This is a genomic window from Chromatium okenii (assembly GCF_002958735.1).
In the GTDB taxonomy this organism is placed as follows: domain Bacteria; phylum Pseudomonadota; class Gammaproteobacteria; order Chromatiales; family Chromatiaceae; genus Chromatium; species Chromatium okenii_A.
In genome coordinates this window covers 24,143-45,707 of sequence record NZ_PPGH01000042.1, presented here as the reverse complement: position 1 = coordinate 45,707, position 21,565 = coordinate 24,143, and the positions used below count along the sequence as shown (strand labels likewise).

The window sequence follows — 21,565 nt, the reverse complement described above, 5'->3', positions numbered from 1 at the left end:
AATAGTTTTTGCTTTAGTGATTCAAAATAGTCAACCTCTTTATTAGGTAAAATTAAGGTACTCTTATGCTGTGAACTCTATATTAGGCTTTTAACAGCGCCTTTTTTGCTATTAAGAGATTAGCCAGAGCAAACAAAGTTTGTAGTTGCGCAGTGTTTTTCGCAAGCCCTTTATAACGTACCTTACGGTGCATAAATAGATTTTTAATAATGTGAAATGGATGTTCAACACGCGCGCGTATTTGCGCCTTAATTTTTTCAATCTGTTGCGTGAGATTTTTCAACAAACCATCATCCATTTTTTCAACTTTAGAACGTTTTTCAGCGATATTCCAACTGACCACTTTTTCATTAAATTTGTTTTTAACTTTTTCGCGTTTATCTGCACCAGTGTAGCCAGCATCACCAAAAACTTTTTGTTCTTGACCATGTAAAATGTTTTCAACTTGAGTGACATCATGCTCATTTGCCGCCGTGCCAACCACGGTATGCACTAACCCAGAATTAACGTCAACACCAATGTGTGCTTTCATTCCGAAATACCATTGATTTCCCTTGCGAGTAGAATGCATTTCTGGATCGCGTTCTTTTGCTTCGTTTTTTGTTGAAGAAGGGGCATTGATAATGGTCGCATCAACGATTGTCCCTTGATTTAACAACAATCCTTTCTCGCGTAACTGCGCATTGATTGTAGAAAAAATCACTGTAGTCAGTGCATGACGTTCGAGTAAATGGCGAAATTTCAACAGTGTTGTTGCATCTGGTACCGCTTCAACACTCAAATCAATACCTATGAATTGCAGTAATGATTGACTATCGTAAATTGCATCTTCCAGTGCCTCATCAGCAAGATGATACCATTGCTGTACAAAGTACATCCTTAACATCCGCTCTAATCCTATTGGCGGACGACCACGCTTACCTTGACTATCAGGGTAGTAATAAGGTGTCAATGCTTTAACCAAAGTTGACCATGGAACAATTTTTTCCATATCATTGAGAAAACGTTCACGGCGCGTCGTTTTCTTTTTTGCTAAAAATTCTGATTGTGCAAAAGAAAATTGTTTCATGCTGGTATCATATTTACATTACGACTGATGCCTATTTTATCATTTAGATCGCAACGATGCTGGCTATTTAATCAGTGTTTCCTTAAAAAACACAATTCGATCATTTATTGCTTTTTCAAGTTCAACAGGATTTCTTATCCGCAAATTTTCGTTAGTATAAGTAAAGGTCTATACGTATTACAAGAAGACGCGCATGTTTATTGAACAAATAATCTATGTATCTTTTTATGCTGATGCTGTTTTTGTTGACAGAACGATGTCTGTTGTTAATTGCTTTAATCAGACTATTTTTTGCTTCTTGCCGGATGTTATAAATAAATTTATTTGATTTTTCATATAACCCTTCGGCTCTTAACATATTCATTATTTTTATTTTATTAAATATCGTTACTGAAAATACCTTCATTTTTTTAAAAGTATCATCTTCATCATCTAAGTGTTTTATAAATAAATGTACTAAAGGATTAAAATTATGATATGGGAATGCTTCAGCTATCAATGTATCATGAATTATTATTGCATTAAGAAAGTCTCTAGCTAAAGTACCAATATCCAAATTTGTTTTTGGTGATGTCTTAGTTGATTCTGTTAAAAAGACCACATCGTCTGTTTTCAATAAATTAATGACTAATCGTTCAATTTCTGCGAGTGCTCCAATCGCATCGAAATCTTTTGTGATAATCATGGAAAATTCGTTTTTAACACAAATGCTATCTTCAAGCACCTGTCGAGTTTCGCGAGACATAGGTTTGATGCCGTTCATATATGATTACTCTTTTTTACTATAGGTCGCACTAGCATATTTGCTATAGGCGTCCTAGCATAGTGGTTATACAATTAGTTATCTTATCATAACTAATTGATAGTTGGCTTACATAGCATATTATACTAGCTATAATTATAATCCATAAAGGCTTTTCTATTAAAAACATCGCATTTTAGTGTTGCTTGTCACTAAAGATTACTCAAAATCTGCATATAAACATAGAAAACAAGTGTTTTGTTTCAAATTTAAGATATATTTATATTTACAGCGTGTGAAATCAGCTTATTTATTTGATTGTATAAAGAAAAGTTAGTGTTTTTGGTTGGTAAGTGTTTTTTATTATTTTGATACTAAAAACTGAAAATTTATCAGGCATTTTATTAGTGCGGTAACAATATCGCAGGAACGTAAATGATCGGTGTTGGTGGTCATTTAAGCGGAGAGTTTAGACATTTATTTGACATGTAAGTGTAGTCTTTAAACTCTGTAAAGTTAGTTCTTAGTCCTGAAGTTAGTTTTTAACAAATTAAAATCAGTAAGTTATCTGGATCGGCGGTTGCCCTTGTTGGAGGAGGCTAGAATGCCATCTTAGGGAACCGCTGATCTATTTAATGTTCTCCACGTTGCCTTTTTAAAAGCATATTTTTATAGAGGGGATATTAAATAAATAGTTTTTGCTTTAGTGATTCAAAATAGTCAACCTCTTTATTAGGTAAAATTAAGGTACTCTTATGCTGTGAACTCTATATTAGGCTTTTAACAGCGCCTTTTTTGCTATTAAGAGATTAGCCAGAGCAAACAAAGTTTGTAGTTGCGCAGTGTTTTTCGCAAGCCCTTTATAACGTACCTTACGGTGCATAAATAGATTTTTAATAATGTGAAATGGATGTTCAACACGCGCGCGTATTTGCGCCTTAATTTTTTCAATCTGTTGCGTGAGATTTTTCAACAAACCATCATCCATTTTTTCAACTTTAGAACGTTTTTCAGCGATATTCCAACTGACTACTTTTTCATTAAATTTGTTTTTAACTTTTTCGCGTTTATCTGCACCAGTGTAGCCAGCATCACCAAAAACTTTTTGTTCTTGACCATGTAAAATGTTTTCAACTTGAGTGACATCATGCTCATTTGCCGCCGTGCCAACCACGGTATGCACTAACCCAGAATTAACGTCAACACCAATGTGTGCTTTCATTCCGAAATACCATTGATTTCCCTTGCGAGTAGAATGCATTTCTGGATCGCGTTCTTTTGCTTCGTTTTTTGTTGAAGAAGGGGCATTGATAATGGTCGCATCAACGATTGTCCCTTGATTTAACAACAATCCTTTCTCGCGTAACTGCGCATTGATTGTAGAAAAAATCACTGTAGTCAGTGCATGACGTTCGAGTAAATGGCGAAATTTCAACAGTGTTGTTGCATCTGGTACCGCTTCAACACTCAAATCAATACCTATGAATTGCAGTAATGATTGACTATCGTAAATTGCATCTTCCAGTGCCTCATCAGCAAGATGATACCATTGCTGTACAAAGTACATCCTTAACATCCGCTCTAATCCTATTGGCGGACGACCACGCTTACCTTGACTATCAGGGTAGTAATAAGGTGTCAATGCTTTAACCAAAGTTGACCATGGAACAATTTTTTCCATATCATTGAGAAAACGTTCACGGCGCGTCGTTTTCTTTTTTGCTAAAAATTCTGATTGTGCAAAAGAAAATTGTTTCATGCTGGTATCATATTTACATTACGACTGATGCCTATTTTATCATTTAGATCGCAACGATGCTGGCTATTTAATCAGTGTTTCCTTAGGGAGGTATTTAATATCAATGTGGATAAAACCGGGCGCGTAATCTTTGAACTGTTTAGGTGGTTTTTTCGCACCTTCTTCTTTTGGAATCAAGTCTTTAAGGTTGGAAACGTGGTGGCGACGTAAACAACGCTGTAGCCCTGAGCGCGACACCTCAGGGTTAAAACAGGTGCGCAGCACGACCAGCAAGTCATCGATGGGTAGCAACAACGTCGTGCGCAACTCCACGGCGATCAATTCTTCCAATGGTTTCAAAGTGGTATGTAGATGATGCGGACAATGAGACGCATCGTCAGTGGTCTCGCGGTGACGCCATTTGCGCACCGTCGCTCGATTCAGATGATATTCGCGGGCGAGTTCACGCTCAGATTTAGTGGAATGTTGCAGTTCACGCCGGATCGCGGGAGTTGTGCGGGCATTTTTGTGTAAATTCAAGTTCATAGCATCAATTCTCCTCTGAGTACCCAACCGATTGGGGATGTAGGGCGCGGTGGTGAATGTCCGTGATGACGGCTTGCAAAGCCTCTCGTGCTAAAAATAGTGGGTAGCTGCGTTGCGGAATATAATCATACGGTTCCTGACAGTTATCAATTAACGGTGATGATCCGCTAAGACGATTGTTGTGTAGTCCGATTAAGACTACAGTCAACACTCCAACAGTAAGGAGCGCATCATCATGTCTAGCGTCAACACCTATGTTCGTGCCCGCATTGATCCCGTGACCAAAGAACGTGCTGAGGAAGCATTGGATGCAATGGGTTTATCCATCTCTGATGCGATTCGCTTATTGATGCGCCGCATTGCTGATGATCGTTGTTTACCCTTTGAAGTTAGAGCAGCGAGTGCAATAACCCGCGCTGCGATCACTGAACTGGAGGCAGGTAAAGGTCAACATTTCAACAGCATTGATGATCTGATGGCGGATTTGAATGCGGACGATTGAACGATCATCAACTTTCAAACGCGATTACAAGCACACGAAGGCAAATCCGCAGCACCGTTCTGATCTGGATGCGTTAGTGATGAAGATACTGGCAGCGTTAGTTGCTGACCAAACCTTGCCAGCGAGTAACCGCGATCATGCACTAAGCGGTCAGTGGACAGGCAACCGCGAGTGTCACATCAAACCTGATTTGTTATTGGTCTATCGGAAATTGGATCACAATATCTTGCGGTTAGTCCGGCTTGGTTCACACAGTGAACTGTTCAGCTAAACCACAATATCTAGTATTCCGCCGGTAACGGAGGCACAACATCTGGTGGTTCGACTTCATTGGGAATGAAGTTCTCAAACTTGGTGTATTTACCGAGAAAGGTGAGGCGCACCGTTCCAATCGGGCCGTTGCGCTGTTTGGCAATGATGATCTCGGCAGTCCCAACGTCTTTGCTCTCTGGGTTATAGACCTCATCGCGGTAGACAAACAGGATCAAATCCGCGTCCTGTTCTAATGCGCCTGATTCGCGTAAATCAGACATCACTGGACGCTTGTTCTGGCGTTGTTCCAAACTGCGATTCAATTGTGAAATGGCGATGATTGGGATATTCAACTCTTTTGCCAATGCCTTGAGCGCACGAGAGATTTCCGCCACTTCATTATTGCGGTTCTCGTGAGTGGATGCCTGCATCAATTGCAGATAATCAATCACGATTAAACCAAGATCATTCCATTCCCGTTTTAAGCGTCGAGCGCGGGTTCTTAATTCCAACGGTGAGAGGGCTGGCGTGTCATCAATGAATAACTCAGCACTGGATAGTTTCATCATTGCCGCAGTCACTAACGGCCACTCCGTATCACTTAATTGACCGGTGCGTACATTCTGGTGATCAATGTGACCCAATGACGACACCATTCGCATTCCCAATGAGTGACTCGGCATTTCCATACTGAAGATTGCCACTGAACGCTTGGCAGTCATCGCCACATATTCAGCAATGTTCATCGCTAATGCGGTCTTTCCCATTGACGGACGACCCGCAATGATAATCAAATCAGCCGGTTGTAGCCCTGATGTCATTTCATCAAGTTTGGTGAATCCCGTCGGTAATCCCGTGATGTGATTGCCCGACTGAGACAGGGCATCAATTCGTGCAATGGCATCCTTGAGCACCAAACTCATCGGTTGAAAGCCGCCGCCAACTCGTGCCTCGCGTTCAGCAATGGCAAAGATATTGTGCTCGGCGTCATCCAGCAGTTCAGAGACATCGCGCCCCTTTGGGGAATAGGCGTTGTCGATGATCGCAGTGCCGGTCGTAATCATTTGGCGGAGCATGGAATGTCAGGAACCGTATGATTATATTCCGCAACGCAGCTACCCACTATTTTTAGCACGAGAGGCTTTGCAAGCCGTCATCACGGACATTCACCACCGCGCCCTACATCCCCAATCGGTTGGGTACTCAGAGGAGAATTGATGCTATGAACTTGAATTTACACAAAAATGCCCGCACAACTCCCGCGATCCGGCGTGAACTGCAACATTCCACTAAATCTGAGCGTGAACTCGCCCGCGAATATCATCTGAATCGAGCGACGGTGCGCAAATGGCGTCACCGCGAGACCACTGACGATGCGTCTCATTGTCCGCATCATCTGCATACCACTTTGAAACCATTGGAAGAATTGATCGCCGTGGAGTTGCGCACGACGTTGTTGCTACCCATCGATGACTTGCTGGTCGTGCTGCGCACCTGTTTTAACCCTGAGGTGTCGCGCTCAGGGCTACAGCGTTGTTTACGTCGCCACCATGTCTCCAACCTTAAAGACTTGATTCCAAAAGAAGAAGGTGCGAAAAAACCGCCTAAACAGTTCAAAGATTACGCGCCCGGTTTTATCCACATTGATATTAAATACCTCCCTAAGATGCCGGATGAAAAAGTCCATTGCTACCTCTTTGTCGCCATTGATCGGGCAACGCGTTGGGTCTATGCCAAAGTTTTTGCTCAGAAAACTGCCGCCAACGCCAGCGCGTTTCTCCAGCAAGTGATCGCTGCTGCCGCGTTTAAGATGGAAAAGGTGTTGACCGACAACGGTAAGGAGTTTACGGATCGTTTCTGCGCCACCGGTGAACGCGAACCGACTGGTCGCCATCGCTTTGATTTAGTTTGTAAAAAACACCAGATTGAGCATCGCCTAATTCCGCCCTCGCATCCGCAAACGAACGGCATGGTCGAGCGATTTAACGGACGGATTGCCGAGGTGGTGGCGACGACGCGCTTTGATTCTGCACAAAATTTAGAAAAAACGCTGCACCATTATGTGCAGATGTATAACCATCAGATACCCCAAAAAGCCCTTGGACATGTGTCACCGGTGCAAGCGTTGAAAAACTGGCAACAGAAGGAACCTGAACGCTTCAAAAAACAGGTCTACAATCTCTCGGGTCTTGACATCGAATTACAAAAGACTCAAACGGATTCGTTGCAAAGCTGGAGCGTGGATGTTTCCGGTATTGATTCCAATACTTATGATTTATCAGTGAAGAATCCTAATGGTGGAGAGGCAATCATTCATCGTAGTCCAGTCGATATTATGGATGAGATGATTGCATTAGATGCGGAAAGTGCAGAAGTGTTGGCAGTGATTCGTGATTTACTGGGATCGAATAGCGAGAGAATGTAATGAAAGCGGATTGGCAAGTAAAGAAACTTGGTGATGTTCTGCAAAAGACCGAAACAATTAACCCTTCTCAATCACCAGAATGGATGTTTAATTATATTGATGTTTCTAGTGTTTCTAATTCAACATTTCAAATTGAAGAAACCCAACGCATCAAAGGCTCTGCTGCACCCAGTCGAGCTAGGAAAGTTGTAAAAGAAAATGACATCATTTTTGCAACTATTCGTCCCACCTTGCAAAGAATTGCTATTGTCCCAGAACATCTTGATAAACAAATTTGCAGTACGGGTTATTTTGTTATTAGACCTAAACCAGAAATTAACAATCGTTTTATTTTCTACTTTTTATTTACTGAAAAGTTCACCAAAAATATGGGAATTCTTCAGAAAGGAGCAAGCTATCCAGCGGTTACTGATGGTGATATAAAAGCGCAGATTATTCCTTTCCCGTCACTCCACGAATAACACCGCATCGTCGCCATTCTTGACCAAGCCTTTGCTGGTATCGCCACCGCCAAAGCGAATGCCGAACAGAACCTTAAAAATGCCCGTGCTTTATTTGAAAGTCATCTACAATCTGTTTTCACAGAACGTGGTGAGGGGTGGGTTGAGAAAAAGTTGGGAGATATTTGTTCTATCACATCCAGACTTGTTGATCCACGAAAAGATAATTTTATTGATTTGATTCACGTTGGTGCGGGAAACATTGAATCAAAAAAGGGTTGCTTTGTTGATCTCAAGACTGCTCGTGAAGAGGGTCTCATTTCAGGTAAATTTCTTTTTGATAAATCAATGGTTCTTTACAGCAAGATTCGACCGTACTTGATGAAAGTAGCTCGTCCCGATTTCAATGGTTTATGCAGTGCTGATATGTACCCACTCATGCCATTTCCAAATGAAATTACTCGTGATTACCTTTTTCATTTATTGCTTTGCAAATCCTTTACTGATTATGCGGTTCAAGGTTCGGCTCGTGCAGGAATGCCGAAGGTAAATCGGGAATATCTTTTTGAATATAGATCGTGGCTTCCTGACCTTAAAAATCAAGTTCAGTTTACCTTGCAATTTGATACTTTGCATAAAGAAACCCAGCACCTCGAATCCATTTATCAACGCAAACTCACCGCACTTGATGACTTGAAAAAATCCCTCTTAAATCAAGCATTTAGTGGCAATTTGTGAGCTGGCATGATTTTGGCTTACATGCGTTAAAATACTAATCTTGCATTCCAGTATTAAGCATACTAAACTAATGCTTAGTCAAGCGAGGGTATCTCATGCAAATAGTCAACATCCATGAAGCAAAAACTCACCTTTCCCGCTTATTAGAAGCGGTCGAACAAGGCAAGGAAGTCGTGATAGCCCGTGCCGGACAACCAATCGCACTGCTATCAGCCTACCAACCACGTTGCAAAATCGCACCACCGGGTAGCATGGAAGGGAAAATCTGGATGGCAGATGATTTTGACGATTCCATTGATGATTTATTTGATTGCCTCGCAGATAACGACCACGCACCACCAGCAGGGCAATAAATTCATGCGCCTATTATTGGATACGCATTTGATTTTGTGGTGGCAAGGTATGCCTGAGAAAGTGCCCGCTGCTGCCAAAGATTTAATCGAAAGCACATCAGAAGCAGTATATGTCAGTCGTGCCTCGTTATGGGAAATGGCGATTAAAGTGAATCAAGGCAAACTCGATTTGAATATGCCGACATTTTGTCAGCGAGTGGTTGCCGATGGTTTCACTTGGTTGCCAATCGACAATGCACATATCTTGCAAGCCAGCCAATTACCAACCTTTACCGATCATAAAGACCCGTTTGATCGTTTGCTGGTGGCACAATCTATTAGTGAGCCTCTCATTCTGCTAACGGTAGATCGTAAATTGGCGCGGTACGGAACCACAATTCGGATGATGTAATGAATGAAGCTGAAACCCGCGCTGATTATATTGATCCTGCATTAAAAGCAGCGGGTTGGAGTGTTATTCCAGATAGTCGCATCCGGCGTGAATATCCAATTACACTCGGACGTTTACAAGGTACTGGGAAACGCGCTCAACCATTATTCGCTGATTATGTGTTGGAATACCGCAATCACAAGCTGGCAGTGATTGAAGCGAAAGCGTGGCATGAAGCATTCACTAAAGGCGTGGGACAAGTAAAAGATTATGCTGATAAATTAGAGGTGCGTTTTGCTTATGCCACGAATGGGCAAGGTATTTATCAAATTGATATGCGCACTGGTGTTGAGGGTGAAATTCAACGCTATCCAACACCACAAGAATTGTGGGATTTAACCTTTAATCAACACAATGTTTGGCATGAACGTTTTGCTGCCATTCCGTTTGAAGATCGTGGTGGTTATTTCCAACCGCGTTACTATCAAGATATTGCTATTAAAAAGGTGCTAACTGTTATCACTGCCGGTCAAGACAGGATTTTATTAACCCTTGCCACTGGAACCGGCAAAACCTTTATTGCTTTTCAAATCGCTTGGGTATTATTTCAGAGTCGTTGGAATCTACACGCATGGAAACACCACAACAGAGTCACCCGTCGTCCGCGCATTCTTTTCCTTGCAGATCGTAATATCCTTGCCAATCAAGCCTATAACGCTTTTTCAGCCTTCCCCGAAGATGCGTTGATTCGGATTGAACCGGCAGATATTCGCAGAGAAGGCAGGGTGCCAACGAATGGGAATCTTTTTTTTACCATTTTTCAAACCTTTATGAGTGGATCATCGGCAAATGGGCAGCCAGCACCGTACTTTGGTGACTATTCCCCCGACTTCTTTGATGTCATTATTGTCGACGAATGTCATCGCGGTGGTGCCAATGATGAAAGCTCATGGCGCGGCATTCTGGATTACTTTACTCCAGCAGTGCAATTGGGTTTAACTGCCACTCCAAAGCGCAAAGATAATGTAGACACCTATGCTTATTTTGGTGAGCCGGTGTTTATTTATTCATTGAAAGACGGCATTAACGATGGGTTTTTAACTCCGTTTCGAGTGAAGCAAATCACCACCACGTTAGATGAATACTGTTATACCGCAGATGATCTGGTGCTGGAAGGTCAAATTGATACTGGCAAAACATATCAAATAAATGATTTTAATCGTATTATTGAAATAAGAGAACGGGAATCCTACTTAGTTTCATTATTCATGGCACAGATTAAACCCTATGAAAAAACACTGGTTTTCTGTGCAAATCAAGGACATGCGTTAATAATCCGTGACTTGATTAACCAAAATAAGGTGAGTAATGATCCGCAGTATTGCCAGCGTGTGACGGCAGATGAAGGCGCACTGGGTGAACAATATCTGCGTGACTTTCAAGACAATGAAAAGACCATTCCTACTATCTTAACCACCTCGCACAAACTCTCAACTGGTGTTGATGCCCGCAACATTCGTCACATTGTGTTATTGCGTCCTATCAAGTCCATGATTGAATTCAAGCAAATTATTGGACGAGGAACACGGTTATATGAGGGCAAAGAGTATTTCACTGTTTATGATTTCGTACAGGCACATCAACATTTTAATGATCCCGAATGGGATGGTGAACCAATTGAACCGGTGAGTGGTCCCCGTAATCGCAACGAAGGTGTGCAGGAACCAGCACCACCTTGTTATCTGTGTGGGCAACGCCCTTGTGTGTGTCAATGCAAGCTCAAGGTGAAGCTGGCTGATGATAAGGTGCGCACCTTGCAACACCAGATGGCAACCAGTTTTTGGCATCAAGATGGAACACCGATGTCAGCGCAGCAGTTTCTGAAGCTGTTGTTTGGTACACTGCCCGCATTCTTTAATGATGAAACCCAGTTACGCACCTTGTGGAGCGCACCAGATACACGCCGTAAGCTATTAAATGGACTTGCTGAGAAAGGGTTTGGTAAAGAGCAACTGTTTGAAATGCAACAACTTATCAACGCTGAGAAGAGCGATTTATTTGATGTGTTGGCGCATGTTGCTTATGCTACTCAACCGCTCACCCGAGAAGAGCGCGTCGGGCGGGCAATGGCACAGATCAGCGCGATCTTTAATAGTCAACAACAGGTTTTTCTTGATTTCGTGTTGTCGCATTATGTAGATTTAGGCGTTGATGAATTGGATGAAAAGAAGTTAACACCATTGTTGCTGCTTAAATATAATTCTTCACTTACAGATGCAATAGATAATCTTGGTCAGCCGGATGAAATTAGAAGGGTATTTAATGGGTTTCAGAAATACCTTTATCAAGAATGTATTGATAAAACATGATCTTAATGAACATGGAATCAGTGGATAATTTGCAAGTGTCAGTGTCAAATGACGAACCTGAGGTGCAGTTTGTAACTGTGCCACCACTTGATCTTCCAGCGCTATATCCCGCCTGTTTTGATCCCAACAATCCGCATCCATTGAAATTCGGCGTTCACAAGGATTTAGTTGCAGCAGGTTATAATCGCCGCGAGGTGAGGCTGTCGCTCAGTATGTACTGCTGGCAGAAGGGTTATCTCAGCTCAATACAAGCAGGGGCAATGCGAACTGATTTACAGGGGCAACCAGCAGGTGAAGTCACTGAAGCTGAGGCAGCGGTTGCTCAAGCCAAGCTGGTAAATTTCAAACCAGTGAGATTCAAACCGCTGGCAGAACCTAAACCTAAACTGCCTCGTAATGCACCTTTAACAGAGGAAAATATCGTGTCTGGTCGTCTTGAATTAACCGTAAAATTTAATGAATTACCGAAACCTGTGGTCATTAAATCAGGAATGAAAATCGGCATTCAGACTGAGACCGCGTTGGTGGTGGCGACCTTGAAACCCAAAGCGTGGAAGAAACTGGAGAAAGCCCAAGCGGAATGGTCGCAATGGGTGGCGTCGATGACCGGCAAGCTGGGTGTTCAAGTTAATAGTAATATGGGGAAGATTGTAACGTTGGAAAATCCGGCGCTGGTGGTGTTTGAGAAGAAGGCGAAAGTGAATGTAACGCTATAACTTGGTGGTTGTTGCATTACCCAACAAAAAAGCTGTCAACGCTGCAGAAAACATGTCCAGTATTTTATAGAATTGTGATAACTATGACGAACGTTGTGCCAACTGACTTACAAAAACCGCTCTGTTTTTTCTTTCAATTTTCTGATGACGTCCTTAACAAAGAAGGAGTTGCATCAGCATTACAATCTTTTGAAACTGCAATAATGCTAATTGCATACGAGCGGTGGCCGTCTATTGTTCCTCTTATATGGGGGGCTTGTGAAGCTTTGCTTAGAGTAAAATATCCTAATAGTGATGAAAAAATTCATATCATTCAAGAAAAATTCAAATTAGAAAAAAACATATCTAGTGCACTGAATAACAACGCGCATAAACTACGTCAACTCAGAAATGATATTGCCCATAAAGGATACATACCACGAGACACACAGAAGTGTATTGAACTTTTTTTCAATGCTGGAATACCTTATTTAGATTGCTTGCTCGAGGATGTTACAGGGTTAAAACTTTTTGAGGCATTATATCCACAATCGGAAGGAGAAATATGGTCAGTCTTCAAGGATACAAGAAAAGTAATAACAAGAAAGATAAATAAGTCGGATGATAAAATCGAAAAAGGATTATTGTTTTTGATTCTAAAAATACGAAATAAATTTAGTCCCACATATATTTCTGAAGCTCTGTGGGACATGCAAAGTTTTTACGAAGAAGAGCTGTGGATTTCAGAAATGAGATTCAAAAATAAATTAATTAATTGCATAGAAAAAAAGCAAAACGACTACTGTTTTGAACTTTCAGATATTCGTTGTCCTATCTGCGGCAGCGATGTTCTGGCGTCTTTTTTATGGAAAGGTAAAGGCGAAAACTGGCAGTTCGATAGTCTTAATTCAGTAGGTTGTTATAAATGCGTTTATTTGATTGAAGACAAAGATTTAATAGAGATATTCTTCCATAATCGCTTAACTAAGGAGCTTATTTCTGAGTTAGAAAGCGACAACCCTCCGTTAGCTAAAACTGTATGCGTTTAAATAACTGTTCATAGATAGCGAGTAATAAAATGCACAAATAAAAACGGCTCATGGCTTTGTCCCTGAGTCATTTTTGTGTATTCTAGCGCCGCGTGAAGGAGTCAGTAAAAAACTCCCGTCACGTTTCAGCATCAACCGCCCTACGGTCTAAGCATCGGCAACAATTAGATTTTAGCCTATTGCATTCCCGAGCGGTCAACTTCTTACGAAGAGGTTTGACCCATGCAACCGCAACAACAGCCCTTCACGTTACAACACCTCAATACACAAGGTCATTTTGACCAAGTACATCCACGCCCAGCACATGGTGTCGTGGTGTTCTGGGAAAAGCGCAAACCTAGTGGTGGCTGGCAAGTACACCGCGCCGATTCACCGCTGATTTCGCAATTCCTCGCTGCCCAACAAGGTCAAGAAGACCGTTATTTCACTGTCAATCAGTTCCATCACTGGCGACGGGTATCGCTGCTGTCATCGTTGCGGACGTGTTATGTTGATATAGATGGTTGTGTCGATATTGATAAAGCATTACAGTTACTTATTGCTGCCAGGCTGCCTGCACCCTCGCAAGTGGTCTACAGCGGACGCGGAATGCACCTGTATTGGTTAATCAAGCCAGTGCCAGCTAAAGCCTTACCCGTTTGGCAACTGGTGCAGAACAAGTTGATCGCAACACTCGCACCGATTGGAGCTGATCCGGTAGCGAGGGATTGCACTCGGGTACTGCGCTTGTGCGGAACAATCAACAGCAAAAACGGGGCTGAAGTCACGGCGAAGGTACTGACAGGAAAACGGTGGACATTGCATCAATTGTCTGATGCTGTATTAGGAGAACGACCGGAGTGGAAACCATCCAATAAGCCAAGGTCAGCACGAATGCGCAGTTTAGGTGCAGCACGAGAAGGTCGTAAATATAAAGGTAGTATTTATCATCGCTGGTATTTAGTTTATCAAGATTTAATGAAGATTGCGGATTGGTATTTTCTCGGCGGTATTCCCGAAGGTCATCGGGATACATGGTTATTTTTAGCCAGTGTTTCATTATCGTGGTTTGTGCCCTATGATCGTATTGAAGAAGAAATCATTAAGACAGCACAAATGTGGACACCGGGATTAACAGTTAAAGAAGCGCGACGCACCATGCGCCCGATTATTCGGCGAGCACAAGCAGCAATGCGCGGTGAAAAGGTTGTATGGAATGGAATTGAAGTTGATCCACGTTATCGCTTTCGTCGTTCAACTTTATACAATTGGATGCAAGCAATTATTCCGGCTGAGTTATTACCACAGTTGCGGGCAATTATTCCTGATGAGCTGCGGGCACAACATAAGAAAGAGGCTGATGCTGGGCGTTGGGACGATCACTACACCAAGACAGGTGTGCGGGTTAGTAACGAAGATAAACGGACAACGGCAAGGCAGATGCGGGCAAAGGGGATGACTTATCAGGAGATCGCAACTGAGATGGATATGCCATTATCGACAATTGCGCGATGGTGCAACAAGATGTTGATTTGAAGAGATTTCTCGAAAACGCGCCTTGTATACCCGCCCCCGTAGGGTGTTGTTGGGCGTGTTATCCCCTGCTGTGTTTGCTGTTGGGTGTGTTTTTGATAACTGTGGTTTGTCGGTTGAGGACGATGTGGTTAATGGCGTTAATTTGGGTTCTAACGCTGTCTGACGCTTTTTTGAGGGTTGACCCTTCAAAAGTGGTTAGGCTTCGGCTTGGAAGGCTCTAGGGCTTTCTCATGCGTTTTTACGGTGGTGTGGTCTTGCTTTGTTCGATTCTTGATGTTGACAATTCTACTCTGATTTGGGTGGGTGGGTGATTTTTGGTGGGGCTTGGGTTGGTTGTTGGGTTTCGTGCAGTTTTAATTCAGGTTTTATTGGGTTTTTTAATTGGGTAGAGCAGGGCTTATTTTTTTGCTTTATTTAATTATTTACTCATTTCTTTATTTGGTTGGTTTGGTTTAACTGGCAGAGTTTAATTCGGTTTTAATGGGTGTTTGATGGTTCTGGTTTATTGTGATGTCTGGGTTTTTAATTGTGATGGTTGGGTTTTTTCAATAGCTTTGAGGTTGGGTTAATTGGTCGAGTTAATTCGTTTATTGCTGGTTTTGGTTGTTCAATGGTTACATTTTCATTCAGGTTTAATTCAATGCTAGGGCGGTTGTTCAATTCGGTTTTAATTCATCTGCGGCGTGGTTATTTGCTTTGGTGATTGTGTTTAATCGGTGGTTTTTTGTTCAGTGTTAATTGGTTATTTGGCGATTCATTCAGGTTCATTCAGTATTTGACTGCGCATCATTCGGTTTTTCGGTGTGGCTTGCACAAACGCTCGTTTACTTTCTGAATGAACTTCCATGGTTTTTCAAGGGTTAGAATGTTGCATAAACGGGTTGCATAATGTGCTTAAACGTTAATGGAGGTTGTGCTCATGCGCTTTGGTTATGCTCGTGTTTCTACTCAAGATCAAGAAATTACCAGTCAAATCAGTGCGTTAACTGCTGCTGGTTGTGAGCGCATCTTTCAGGAAAAGGTTGGAGGTGGTCGTTGGAGTCGTCCCGAACTGGAACGGTTGTTGGATCACTTGCGTCCCGATGATGTCGTGGTGGTTTGGAAGTTGGATCGGTTGTCGCGTTCGTTGAAAGATTTGTTGGTGATTCTTGAGAAAATTGGCAACGCCGGTGCTGCGTTTCAAAGTTTGACTGAACCGGTTGACACCACAACTCCAGCCGGTCGATTGATGATTCAAATGGTGGGTGCGTTCGCAGAATTTGAGCGTGAGATTCTTCGTGAACGGACGCAAGCGGGTTTGGTGGCAGCACGCAAAGAGGGAAGAATTGGTGGACGGCGCTTCAAATTGACACCATTACAACAGCGAGAAGTGGTTGCAATGGTGACTTCAGGGCACAAAACCAACGCTGATGTTGCTCGATTATTTCGGGTTCATCCTGCAACGATCACGCGAATTTTAGCGAGACATCACCGATCACCAAGATAAATGTTTAGGTTATACAGTAGGTTAACAAATTAAAGATTTAACGAATTAAGTAAATACTTTTTTACGTTAAGGTATAAATCGTTATTGATGTAAATCGTTTTATATTCTAAAGTGTAAATCCTTCTTTCTGTAAAACGTGAATTACTTTTTTATGTAAAGCAGTAAATCTTTCTTTGTGTAAAAAAGGAAATCATGCTTTATTCTCCGACTTGACTCGTCAAATCTCCACAGTTGAGGTGAGCGCAACATGGGTCAGATCATCGGTTTTGTATCGCAAAAAGGCGGGGTTGGTAAAAGTACACTGGCGCGGTTGCTTGCTCGTGAATATGCCGCTAACGGTTGGCAGGTGAAAATTGCTGATCTCGACCCTGGTCAGGGCACTGTTTTCAAATGGCAACAACGGCGGGTGCAGGGATTATTGATGCCAGAAATTAAGGTTGAGCGATTTCGTATTGTTGAAAAAGCACTACCGGATGCAGTGAATTATGATTTATTCATCTTTGATGGAGCAGCGCAATCCAATAGTGGCACATTGGCAATTGCTCAACACAGTGATTTGATTGTATTGCCTACGGGTTTATCTGTTGATGATTTAGAACCCACCATTTTATTGGCACATGAATTGACTGCAAAGGGCATTGCAATAGAACGTATCTTATTGGTGTTTTGTCGGGTTGGTGATAGTCAAGTTGAACTTTCTGAAAGTCTAATGTATGTGCAACAAGCCGGATACAATGTTATTCCAACTGCATTATTAGAACGAACTGCTTATCGGCGAGCGAATGATGCGGGCAAAGCATTAACCGAATGTGCTTTTTTAACATTGAGAATGAAAGCTGATGCAGTGGCACAAGCAATAATGAATCAGCTTGCTCAATTCACTCAGGATACAACACATGGCTAAACCACCACCTCCATCCAATAAAACTTCTGTTCCTTCTCCAGTGGCAGTAGTAGATAACTTGAAACAACCGCAAGCTGGCGATCTCAAACCGCTGAACTTCAAAGTTGATCCAGCATTCCACCGTGAGTTTAAGACCTACGCTGCTACGCACGGCATCAGCATGTTGGAGCTGTTACGCGAAGGCTTTGATTTGGTTAAACAAAATCGTGTAAAGATTTAAGGAAAGGCGTATTTAAGGAAATCGTCTTTTAAGGATTTCAGGAAAAGATTTAACGAAATAAACCTTTCGTTATCATGGTAGATTTAAGGAAATAACGATTTAAGTAAAAAAGGTTTTAGTTAAAAAAGTATTTCTTTGGGCTGACTTCATGGATTAAAAGAGCAAGTCAGGTGTTTAAGAAATGTCAATGTTATTCGATTATTTCAAGTTCATTCTGTAATACTGGTATGGATTGTCGAGACATCCATTATCAGTGTATGGTTAAAGGAGCATTATCAATTGCGTTGACATTTTAATTACAGGTCGATGATATGCTTTATCAAGCATCTTCAATGGCATCAATCAATATCGAGAATCATTCAGTGAATCACTCAATCCGCAATACGAATATCAACATTCGTGCGCAACGTTGCCAGCGCGACCTCATCGATCAAGCTGCTGAGTTATTGGGTAAAACTCGCTCAGAATTTGTATTAGAAACCGCTTGTCGTGAAGCGCAAGAAGTGTTGTTGGATCAGCGCGTGTTGACACTCGACACTGAAAGTTTCCAAGCCGTTCAACTGTTATTGGATGCGCCGCCGAGTGACAATCCCAAGCTGCGGCAGCTGATGACTATGACAGTGCCTTGGGAAACATGAAATGGCAGTTTGTAGTGCTCCAACACGTTTGACGATTCACCACGATCTCATCCAGTTTGATAGCGGTGAACCCAGTCTTGATCAGTGGTTACAACAACGGGCAGTTCGCAATGAAGGTCGGGGCGCATCTCGCACTTATGTAATTGATGTTGAACACCGAGTGATTGGTTATTACTGTTTGGCAACTGCCTCGATTGCCAGTGATTTAGCACCAGGTCACTTGCGCCGGAATATGCCTGATCCTATTCCCGCGATGGTCTTAGGTCGTTTAGCAGTGGATCGTCATTGGCACGGTCAGGGTTTGGGCAAGGCATTATTGCGAGATGCCATCTTGCGCACAGTGCAGGTATCTGAATTTGTTGGAGTTAAAGCACTTCTAGTTCATGCGCTTTCTGAAGCAGCAACCCTGTTTTATCTCGCTCAAGGTTTCCATCCCTTTCCGCACAGTTCTAACACGCTATTTCTGCCACTTTCGGAGGTGAAGCAACCATAATGTCCGTGATGGGATGAACCCATCACGGATAGTTATGGTGTTAACTCGTATATCATGCCGTCAATATGCCGCAGAATGTCCTGAAACTACAGAATCGCGCAGATGGATGATTTGAACGATAAGCCCGAAGCACAACCCAAACGCACTCCGGAGCGTGAGCTCATCGAGCTTTATCCCAACTGCTTTAACCTGAAGAAACCACGCCCGTTGAAAGTCGGTATTCGTCAAGACTTGCTGGCGGCGGGGCACGCTTCAAAATTGGTCAATTCCGTTATGTATGGCTATTGCCAGCGCATCGCTTATCTCAAGGCGATGCGAATCGGTACGGCACGGATTGATTTACAGGGGCAACCCGCTGGTGAAGTGACTGAGGCTGCTGCAATCATTGCACGGGACGAGCTAGCACTGTTAAGACCCGTCAAGTCATCGAAACCTAAACCATCCAAAGCACCGAAACCACCAAAAGAGCCCACACCCGTTTTAACAACTGATGCGCCTTTAACTGCGGAGAATATCGTGAGCGGTCGCCTTGAACTTACCCTGAAATTCAATGAATTACCCAAGCCAGTGGTGGTAAAAGCGGGAATGAAGATTGGAATTCAGACCGAGACCGCGCTGGTGGTGACGACTTTGAAACCCAAAGCGTGGAAGAAACTGGAGAAAGCCCAAGCGGAATGGCCGCAATGGGTCGCGTCGATGACCGGCAAGCTGGGTGCTCAGGTCAATAGCAATGATGGAACGATTGTGATGTTGGAGGATGCGGCAGTGCAGGTGTTCGAGAAGAAGGCGAAGGTGGCAGCGGTGGATAATTCATAATCCGTTGGGAATTCAGGATAAACGCATTTCATTGATTCAAGATGCTGCTGTGCTAACACGGTTAATTCTTTCACTTTGTATCAACCATTCTTAAACCAGCTTTTAAAGCTAAACAATCTCCCGCTGTGCGAAAGTGAGTTGTTCAATCAGATGCTGATAACGATCAAGTTGTTCCTGTTTGTTCGTAAAATCCTGTCGTAATTGATCTAGCTCTCTCTTGATGTCGGCAGTGAGCTTTTCACCCAAACTGTTACGCAACTGTTCTAATTGCTGATATAAATCGCCCGCTGCGTTGCGGAAACAATCCGCTAATTTCGTAAAAACGTCATGTAATGCCTGATTCAAGGTCTCTCGCAGGGATTCAATTGCATCGCGATCTTTGATTTCACCCTTGAAATTTCGGCTGATCAGTTGCGTCATGTCGCCCGCATCGAGTGTCAAAACCGGAATTGTTAATCTCTCCAAGCTATTGATTAGCATGGAACGAAATTGGTCGGGATCAAAGTTTTCACTTTGGGTGTCGATCTCGTTGATCAGTGTTTTACGCAAGCTCAATTTGAGAGCGTCCGGGTCGATCAGACGATTAAATCCTTGTTCAATCTCAAAAGTACAACTGCGGGCATAATGACGCAGTTGCTCAATGGCATCAGTGGGACTGAGATACTCGTAATTGATGACAACGGTTTCTGTGTAGGTCTTGCCGCCAAACCAAGTGGATGGCTTAAATAAGTGAAAACTGACTGTATGATAACGCTCTTCCGTCTTTGAACCTGAGCGAGTATTCAACTGCGCATATTGCCCGATACTGCCTTGGATTTCGTGCAGCAATTTTTGTGAGGAGTGTTTTGCCTGATGCAGAGTTTCATCAATCCGTTGACCTAATATCCTTTCCAGATGACGAATGCGTGTTTCGCAGGCGGACTGCTGATCTTGCAGTTTGCGTATATCCCCTTTGTGAAGCTGTCGGTGGCGATTTTCCACTGCATCCAGCAAGCGTCGCAGACGCTCCTGTAATTGTTGACGTACACCAGGGACAATGCTGTCCTGCTGCTCCTGCAATAAGGTCTTTCGATCCTGACGAGCGAGATCATAAGCGTTTAGTAATGCTTGGAAATTACCGATGTGTTGCCAATCCTCGTCAGTAAAAGCGTAGTCGTTCCAGTTTTGGCGGGCTAACTCGACCAGTTCGCCATGCACATGCAGCATGGTTGTCGTCCATTTTTCTCTTGACCAGTTCGCATAACCGTGGGCAAACGTGCTGGCAAAAATTGGTTGAGTCATCTGTCGCAGGATGACGGCAGATTCAGGATGAATCTGTTCGCGCTGTGCCGCCATTTTGTGAATTTTTGTCGCCGCTCCACGACTCAGGCGCGTTTTTAGATTGTCTGTCGTGGCGGTCAGTGAATCTTGATCATGCCCATCGTCAAGAATGGCGGAATCGAACTGTCCCGCCACCAAGACCATGCGTTTGACACCCTTTCCGGGTAACTGCTGAGACAGCAACTCCATGTCCGGTTGATCTAAAAACTGGCTAGACCGCGATAGGAAGAACACAACATCGCATTGGCTCATGTAGTCGCGTGTTTTCTGTGTGCGGCTTTCTATCGGATCATTCATGCCAGGAGTATCGACCACTTCATAGCCTTGCAGCGCGTGATCTGGTAAGTAAAGATGCGTCATCTTCACTAAGGCAGTGTAGCGACCGTTTTCCCCCGTATAGTCATTCAAAAGACCGAGTAATCCGGTTATATCTTCGGTGCAGAATTCTTTTCTGTCGCCTTTTTGCAGTTCGGCGAACACATCAATTTCATTATCATTTGCTAATCTCACCAACTCCCGTGCGACCTTAGCCTGCGGATGGTTGCCTGCTCCAGCGGATAATGCTTCGATCTCTTGCCATTCATGCGGTTCATAAAACTCAACTTCCAAACGTGGCTGTTCGCCGTAAGTAATGCGGGTGAGATTAGCCGTTTTTGGCGTAGCGGCTTCTGGAAGGATGGGTTGACCGTCGAATAACAAGGCGTTGATGAAACTACTCTTTCCCGCTTTAACCTGACCCATGATGCCAATGCTGAGACGTTGTTCATCAGCGGAGAAACGTGCAACTTTATCTGCCAGCTCTTTTTTAAGGGCGATCAGATCGTTGACTTCAGTGAAACTATCAACGTGTTCGTTTAACTGTTCGCAGTAGGTTGAAATTTGCAA

General features: G+C 43.1%; 20 protein-coding genes and 3 pseudogenes. 17 read left to right on the top strand and 6 right to left on the bottom strand.

What is annotated here, in order from left to right:
• Nucleotides 1–82: 82 nt before the first annotated feature.
• The 4 genes and pseudogenes from CXB77_RS18625 to CXB77_RS18610 form a co-directional block, all read right to left on the bottom strand.
• Complete coding sequence (locus tag CXB77_RS18625; protein ID WP_105073789.1) at nucleotides 83–1,069, bottom strand: IS5 family transposase; 987 nt, start codon at nucleotides 1,067–1,069, stop codon at nucleotides 83–85.
• A gap of 151 nt (nucleotides 1,070–1,220) precedes the next feature.
• Complete coding sequence (locus tag CXB77_RS18620) at nucleotides 1,221–1,832, bottom strand: hypothetical protein (RefSeq protein ID WP_105075050.1); 612 nt, start codon at nucleotides 1,830–1,832, stop codon at nucleotides 1,221–1,223.
• A 751-nt stretch (nucleotides 1,833–2,583) separates the two neighbouring features.
• Nucleotides 2,584–3,570, bottom strand: a complete 987-nt coding sequence (locus tag CXB77_RS18615) for an IS5 family transposase (protein ID WP_105073789.1) — start codon at nucleotides 3,568–3,570, stop codon at nucleotides 2,584–2,586.
• An 81-nt stretch (nucleotides 3,571–3,651) separates the two neighbouring features.
• Nucleotides 3,652–4,095 (bottom strand): annotated as a pseudogene (locus CXB77_RS18610) (IS481 family transposase); the annotation flags it as partial.
• Between the two features lie 235 nt (nucleotides 4,096–4,330).
• Between CXB77_RS18610 and CXB77_RS18605 the strand changes: the two are divergent.
• Nucleotides 4,331–4,597, top strand: a complete 267-nt coding sequence (locus CXB77_RS18605; protein WP_105075048.1) for a type II toxin-antitoxin system RelB/DinJ family antitoxin — start codon at nucleotides 4,331–4,333, stop codon at nucleotides 4,595–4,597.
• Entirely contained in the window at nucleotides 4,584–4,868 is a 285-nt protein-coding gene (locus tag CXB77_RS18600) for a type II toxin-antitoxin system YafQ family toxin (protein WP_105075047.1), read from the top strand. The genes CXB77_RS18605 and CXB77_RS18600 overlap by 14 nt, the downstream gene beginning before the upstream one ends.
• 10 nt (nucleotides 4,869–4,878) lie before the next feature.
• Here CXB77_RS18600 and dnaB read toward each other — a convergent pair.
• Nucleotides 4,879–5,928, bottom strand: a pseudogene (gene dnaB / locus CXB77_RS18595) (replicative DNA helicase); the annotation flags it as partial.
• Between the two features lie 143 nt (nucleotides 5,929–6,071).
• On the opposite strand from dnaB, the pseudogene CXB77_RS18590 reads away from it, so the two are divergent.
• From CXB77_RS18590 to CXB77_RS18520, 15 genes and pseudogenes are all read left to right on the top strand, one after another.
• Nucleotides 6,072–7,043 (top strand): annotated as a pseudogene (locus tag CXB77_RS18590) (IS481 family transposase); the annotation flags it as partial.
• A 230-nt stretch (nucleotides 7,044–7,273) separates the two neighbouring features.
• On the top strand, nucleotides 7,274–7,735 hold the full coding sequence (locus tag CXB77_RS18585) for a restriction endonuclease subunit S (RefSeq protein ID WP_105075045.1): 462 nt from the start codon (nucleotides 7,274–7,276) through the stop codon (nucleotides 7,733–7,735).
• Nucleotides 7,736–7,741: 6 nt separating this feature from the next.
• A complete protein-coding gene (locus tag CXB77_RS18580; RefSeq protein WP_105075044.1) occupies nucleotides 7,742–8,452 on the top strand; it encodes a restriction endonuclease subunit S in 711 nt (236 codons plus the stop codon).
• Nucleotides 8,453–8,547: 95 nt separating this feature from the next.
• Nucleotides 8,548–8,805 carry a type II toxin-antitoxin system Phd/YefM family antitoxin gene (locus CXB77_RS18575; protein ID WP_105075043.1) on the top strand — a complete coding sequence of 86 codons (258 nt, stop codon included), beginning with the start codon at nucleotides 8,548–8,550 and terminating at the stop codon, nucleotides 8,803–8,805.
• Between the two features lie 4 nt (nucleotides 8,806–8,809).
• Nucleotides 8,810–9,196 (top strand): type II toxin-antitoxin system VapC family toxin, encoded by a 387-nt coding sequence (locus CXB77_RS18570; protein ID WP_105075042.1) that lies wholly within the window; start codon nucleotides 8,810–8,812, stop codon nucleotides 9,194–9,196.
• Nucleotides 9,196–11,544 (top strand): EcoAI/FtnUII family type I restriction enzme subunit R, encoded by a 2,349-nt coding sequence (hsdR, locus tag CXB77_RS18565; protein ID WP_105075041.1) that lies wholly within the window; start codon nucleotides 9,196–9,198, stop codon nucleotides 11,542–11,544. Before CXB77_RS18570 ends, hsdR begins: the two co-directional genes overlap by 1 nt.
• A 5-nt stretch (nucleotides 11,545–11,549) precedes the next feature.
• Nucleotides 11,550–12,260 carry a ProQ/FINO family protein gene (locus CXB77_RS18560; protein WP_242445881.1) on the top strand — a complete coding sequence of 237 codons (711 nt, stop codon included), beginning with the start codon at nucleotides 11,550–11,552 and terminating at the stop codon, nucleotides 12,258–12,260.
• Nucleotides 12,261–12,355: 95 nt separating this feature from the next.
• Nucleotides 12,356–13,288 carry a hypothetical protein gene (locus tag CXB77_RS18555; RefSeq protein WP_146108879.1) on the top strand — a complete coding sequence of 311 codons (933 nt, stop codon included), beginning with the start codon at nucleotides 12,356–12,358 and terminating at the stop codon, nucleotides 13,286–13,288.
• 222 nt (nucleotides 13,289–13,510) lie between these two features.
• On the top strand, nucleotides 13,511–14,803 hold the full coding sequence (locus CXB77_RS18550; protein ID WP_105075039.1) for a replication protein: 1,293 nt from the start codon (nucleotides 13,511–13,513) through the stop codon (nucleotides 14,801–14,803).
• Between the two features lie 904 nt (nucleotides 14,804–15,707).
• A complete protein-coding gene (locus tag CXB77_RS18545; protein WP_242445875.1) occupies nucleotides 15,708–16,289 on the top strand; it encodes a recombinase family protein in 582 nt (193 codons plus the stop codon).
• 247 nt (nucleotides 16,290–16,536) lie between these two features.
• The gene (locus CXB77_RS18540) at nucleotides 16,537–17,193 is read left to right on the top strand and encodes a ParA family protein (RefSeq protein ID WP_105075005.1); all 657 of its coding nucleotides are present in this window, start codon (nucleotides 16,537–16,539) and stop codon (nucleotides 17,191–17,193) included.
• A complete protein-coding gene (locus CXB77_RS18535; protein ID WP_197711113.1) occupies nucleotides 17,186–17,413 on the top strand; it encodes a hypothetical protein in 228 nt (75 codons plus the stop codon). Before CXB77_RS18540 ends, CXB77_RS18535 begins: the two co-directional genes overlap by 8 nt.
• A 311-nt stretch (nucleotides 17,414–17,724) precedes the next feature.
• The gene (locus CXB77_RS18530; protein WP_242445876.1) at nucleotides 17,725–18,051 is read left to right on the top strand and encodes a DUF1778 domain-containing protein; all 327 of its coding nucleotides are present in this window, start codon (nucleotides 17,725–17,727) and stop codon (nucleotides 18,049–18,051) included.
• A gap of 1 nt (nucleotide 18,052) precedes the next feature.
• A complete protein-coding gene (locus CXB77_RS18525; protein WP_105075007.1) occupies nucleotides 18,053–18,544 on the top strand; it encodes a GNAT family N-acetyltransferase in 492 nt (163 codons plus the stop codon).
• 102 nt (nucleotides 18,545–18,646) lie between these two features.
• Complete coding sequence (locus tag CXB77_RS18520; RefSeq protein ID WP_105075038.1) at nucleotides 18,647–19,360, top strand: ProQ/FINO family protein; 714 nt, start codon at nucleotides 18,647–18,649, stop codon at nucleotides 19,358–19,360.
• Nucleotides 19,361–19,468: 108 nt separating this feature from the next.
• Here CXB77_RS18520 and CXB77_RS18515 read toward each other — a convergent pair whose 3' ends face one another.
• On the bottom strand, nucleotides 19,469–21,565 hold the full coding sequence (locus CXB77_RS18515; RefSeq protein WP_172452756.1) for a dynamin family protein: 2,097 nt from the start codon (nucleotides 21,563–21,565) through the stop codon (nucleotides 19,469–19,471).

What these genes read in the sequence shown, in the direction of transcription:
- CXB77_RS18625 (WP_105073789.1), bottom strand. Translation starts at nt 1,069, where the DNA reads ATGAAACAATTTTCTTTTGCACAATCAGAATTTTTAGCAAAAAAGAAA.
- CXB77_RS18620 (WP_105075050.1), bottom strand. Translation starts at nt 1,832, where the DNA reads ATGAACGGCATCAAACCTATGTCTCGCGAAACTCGACAGGTGCTTGAA.
- CXB77_RS18615 (WP_105073789.1), bottom strand. Translation starts at nt 3,570, where the DNA reads ATGAAACAATTTTCTTTTGCACAATCAGAATTTTTAGCAAAAAAGAAA.
- CXB77_RS18605 (WP_105075048.1), top strand. Translation starts at nt 4,331, where the DNA reads ATGTCTAGCGTCAACACCTATGTTCGTGCCCGCATTGATCCCGTGACC.
- CXB77_RS18600 (WP_105075047.1), top strand. Translation starts at nt 4,584, where the DNA reads ATGCGGACGATTGAACGATCATCAACTTTCAAACGCGATTACAAGCAC.
- CXB77_RS18585 (WP_105075045.1), top strand. Translation starts at nt 7,274, where the DNA reads ATGAAAGCGGATTGGCAAGTAAAGAAACTTGGTGATGTTCTGCAAAAG.
- CXB77_RS18575 (WP_105075043.1), top strand. Translation starts at nt 8,548, where the DNA reads ATGCAAATAGTCAACATCCATGAAGCAAAAACTCACCTTTCCCGCTTA.
- CXB77_RS18570 (WP_105075042.1), top strand. Translation starts at nt 8,810, where the DNA reads ATGCGCCTATTATTGGATACGCATTTGATTTTGTGGTGGCAAGGTATG.
- hsdR (WP_105075041.1), top strand. Translation starts at nt 9,196, where the DNA reads ATGAATGAAGCTGAAACCCGCGCTGATTATATTGATCCTGCATTAAAA.
- CXB77_RS18560 (WP_242445881.1), top strand. Translation starts at nt 11,550, where the DNA reads ATGAACATGGAATCAGTGGATAATTTGCAAGTGTCAGTGTCAAATGAC.
- CXB77_RS18550 (WP_105075039.1), top strand. Translation starts at nt 13,511, where the DNA reads ATGCAACCGCAACAACAGCCCTTCACGTTACAACACCTCAATACACAA.
- CXB77_RS18545 (WP_242445875.1), top strand. Translation starts at nt 15,708, where the DNA reads ATGGAGGTTGTGCTCATGCGCTTTGGTTATGCTCGTGTTTCTACTCAA.
- CXB77_RS18540 (WP_105075005.1), top strand. Translation starts at nt 16,537, where the DNA reads ATGGGTCAGATCATCGGTTTTGTATCGCAAAAAGGCGGGGTTGGTAAA.
- CXB77_RS18535 (WP_197711113.1), top strand. Translation starts at nt 17,186, where the DNA reads ATGGCTAAACCACCACCTCCATCCAATAAAACTTCTGTTCCTTCTCCA.
- CXB77_RS18530 (WP_242445876.1), top strand. Translation starts at nt 17,725, where the DNA reads ATGCTTTATCAAGCATCTTCAATGGCATCAATCAATATCGAGAATCAT.
- CXB77_RS18525 (WP_105075007.1), top strand. Translation starts at nt 18,053, where the DNA reads ATGGCAGTTTGTAGTGCTCCAACACGTTTGACGATTCACCACGATCTC.
- CXB77_RS18520 (WP_105075038.1), top strand. Translation starts at nt 18,647, where the DNA reads ATGGATGATTTGAACGATAAGCCCGAAGCACAACCCAAACGCACTCCG.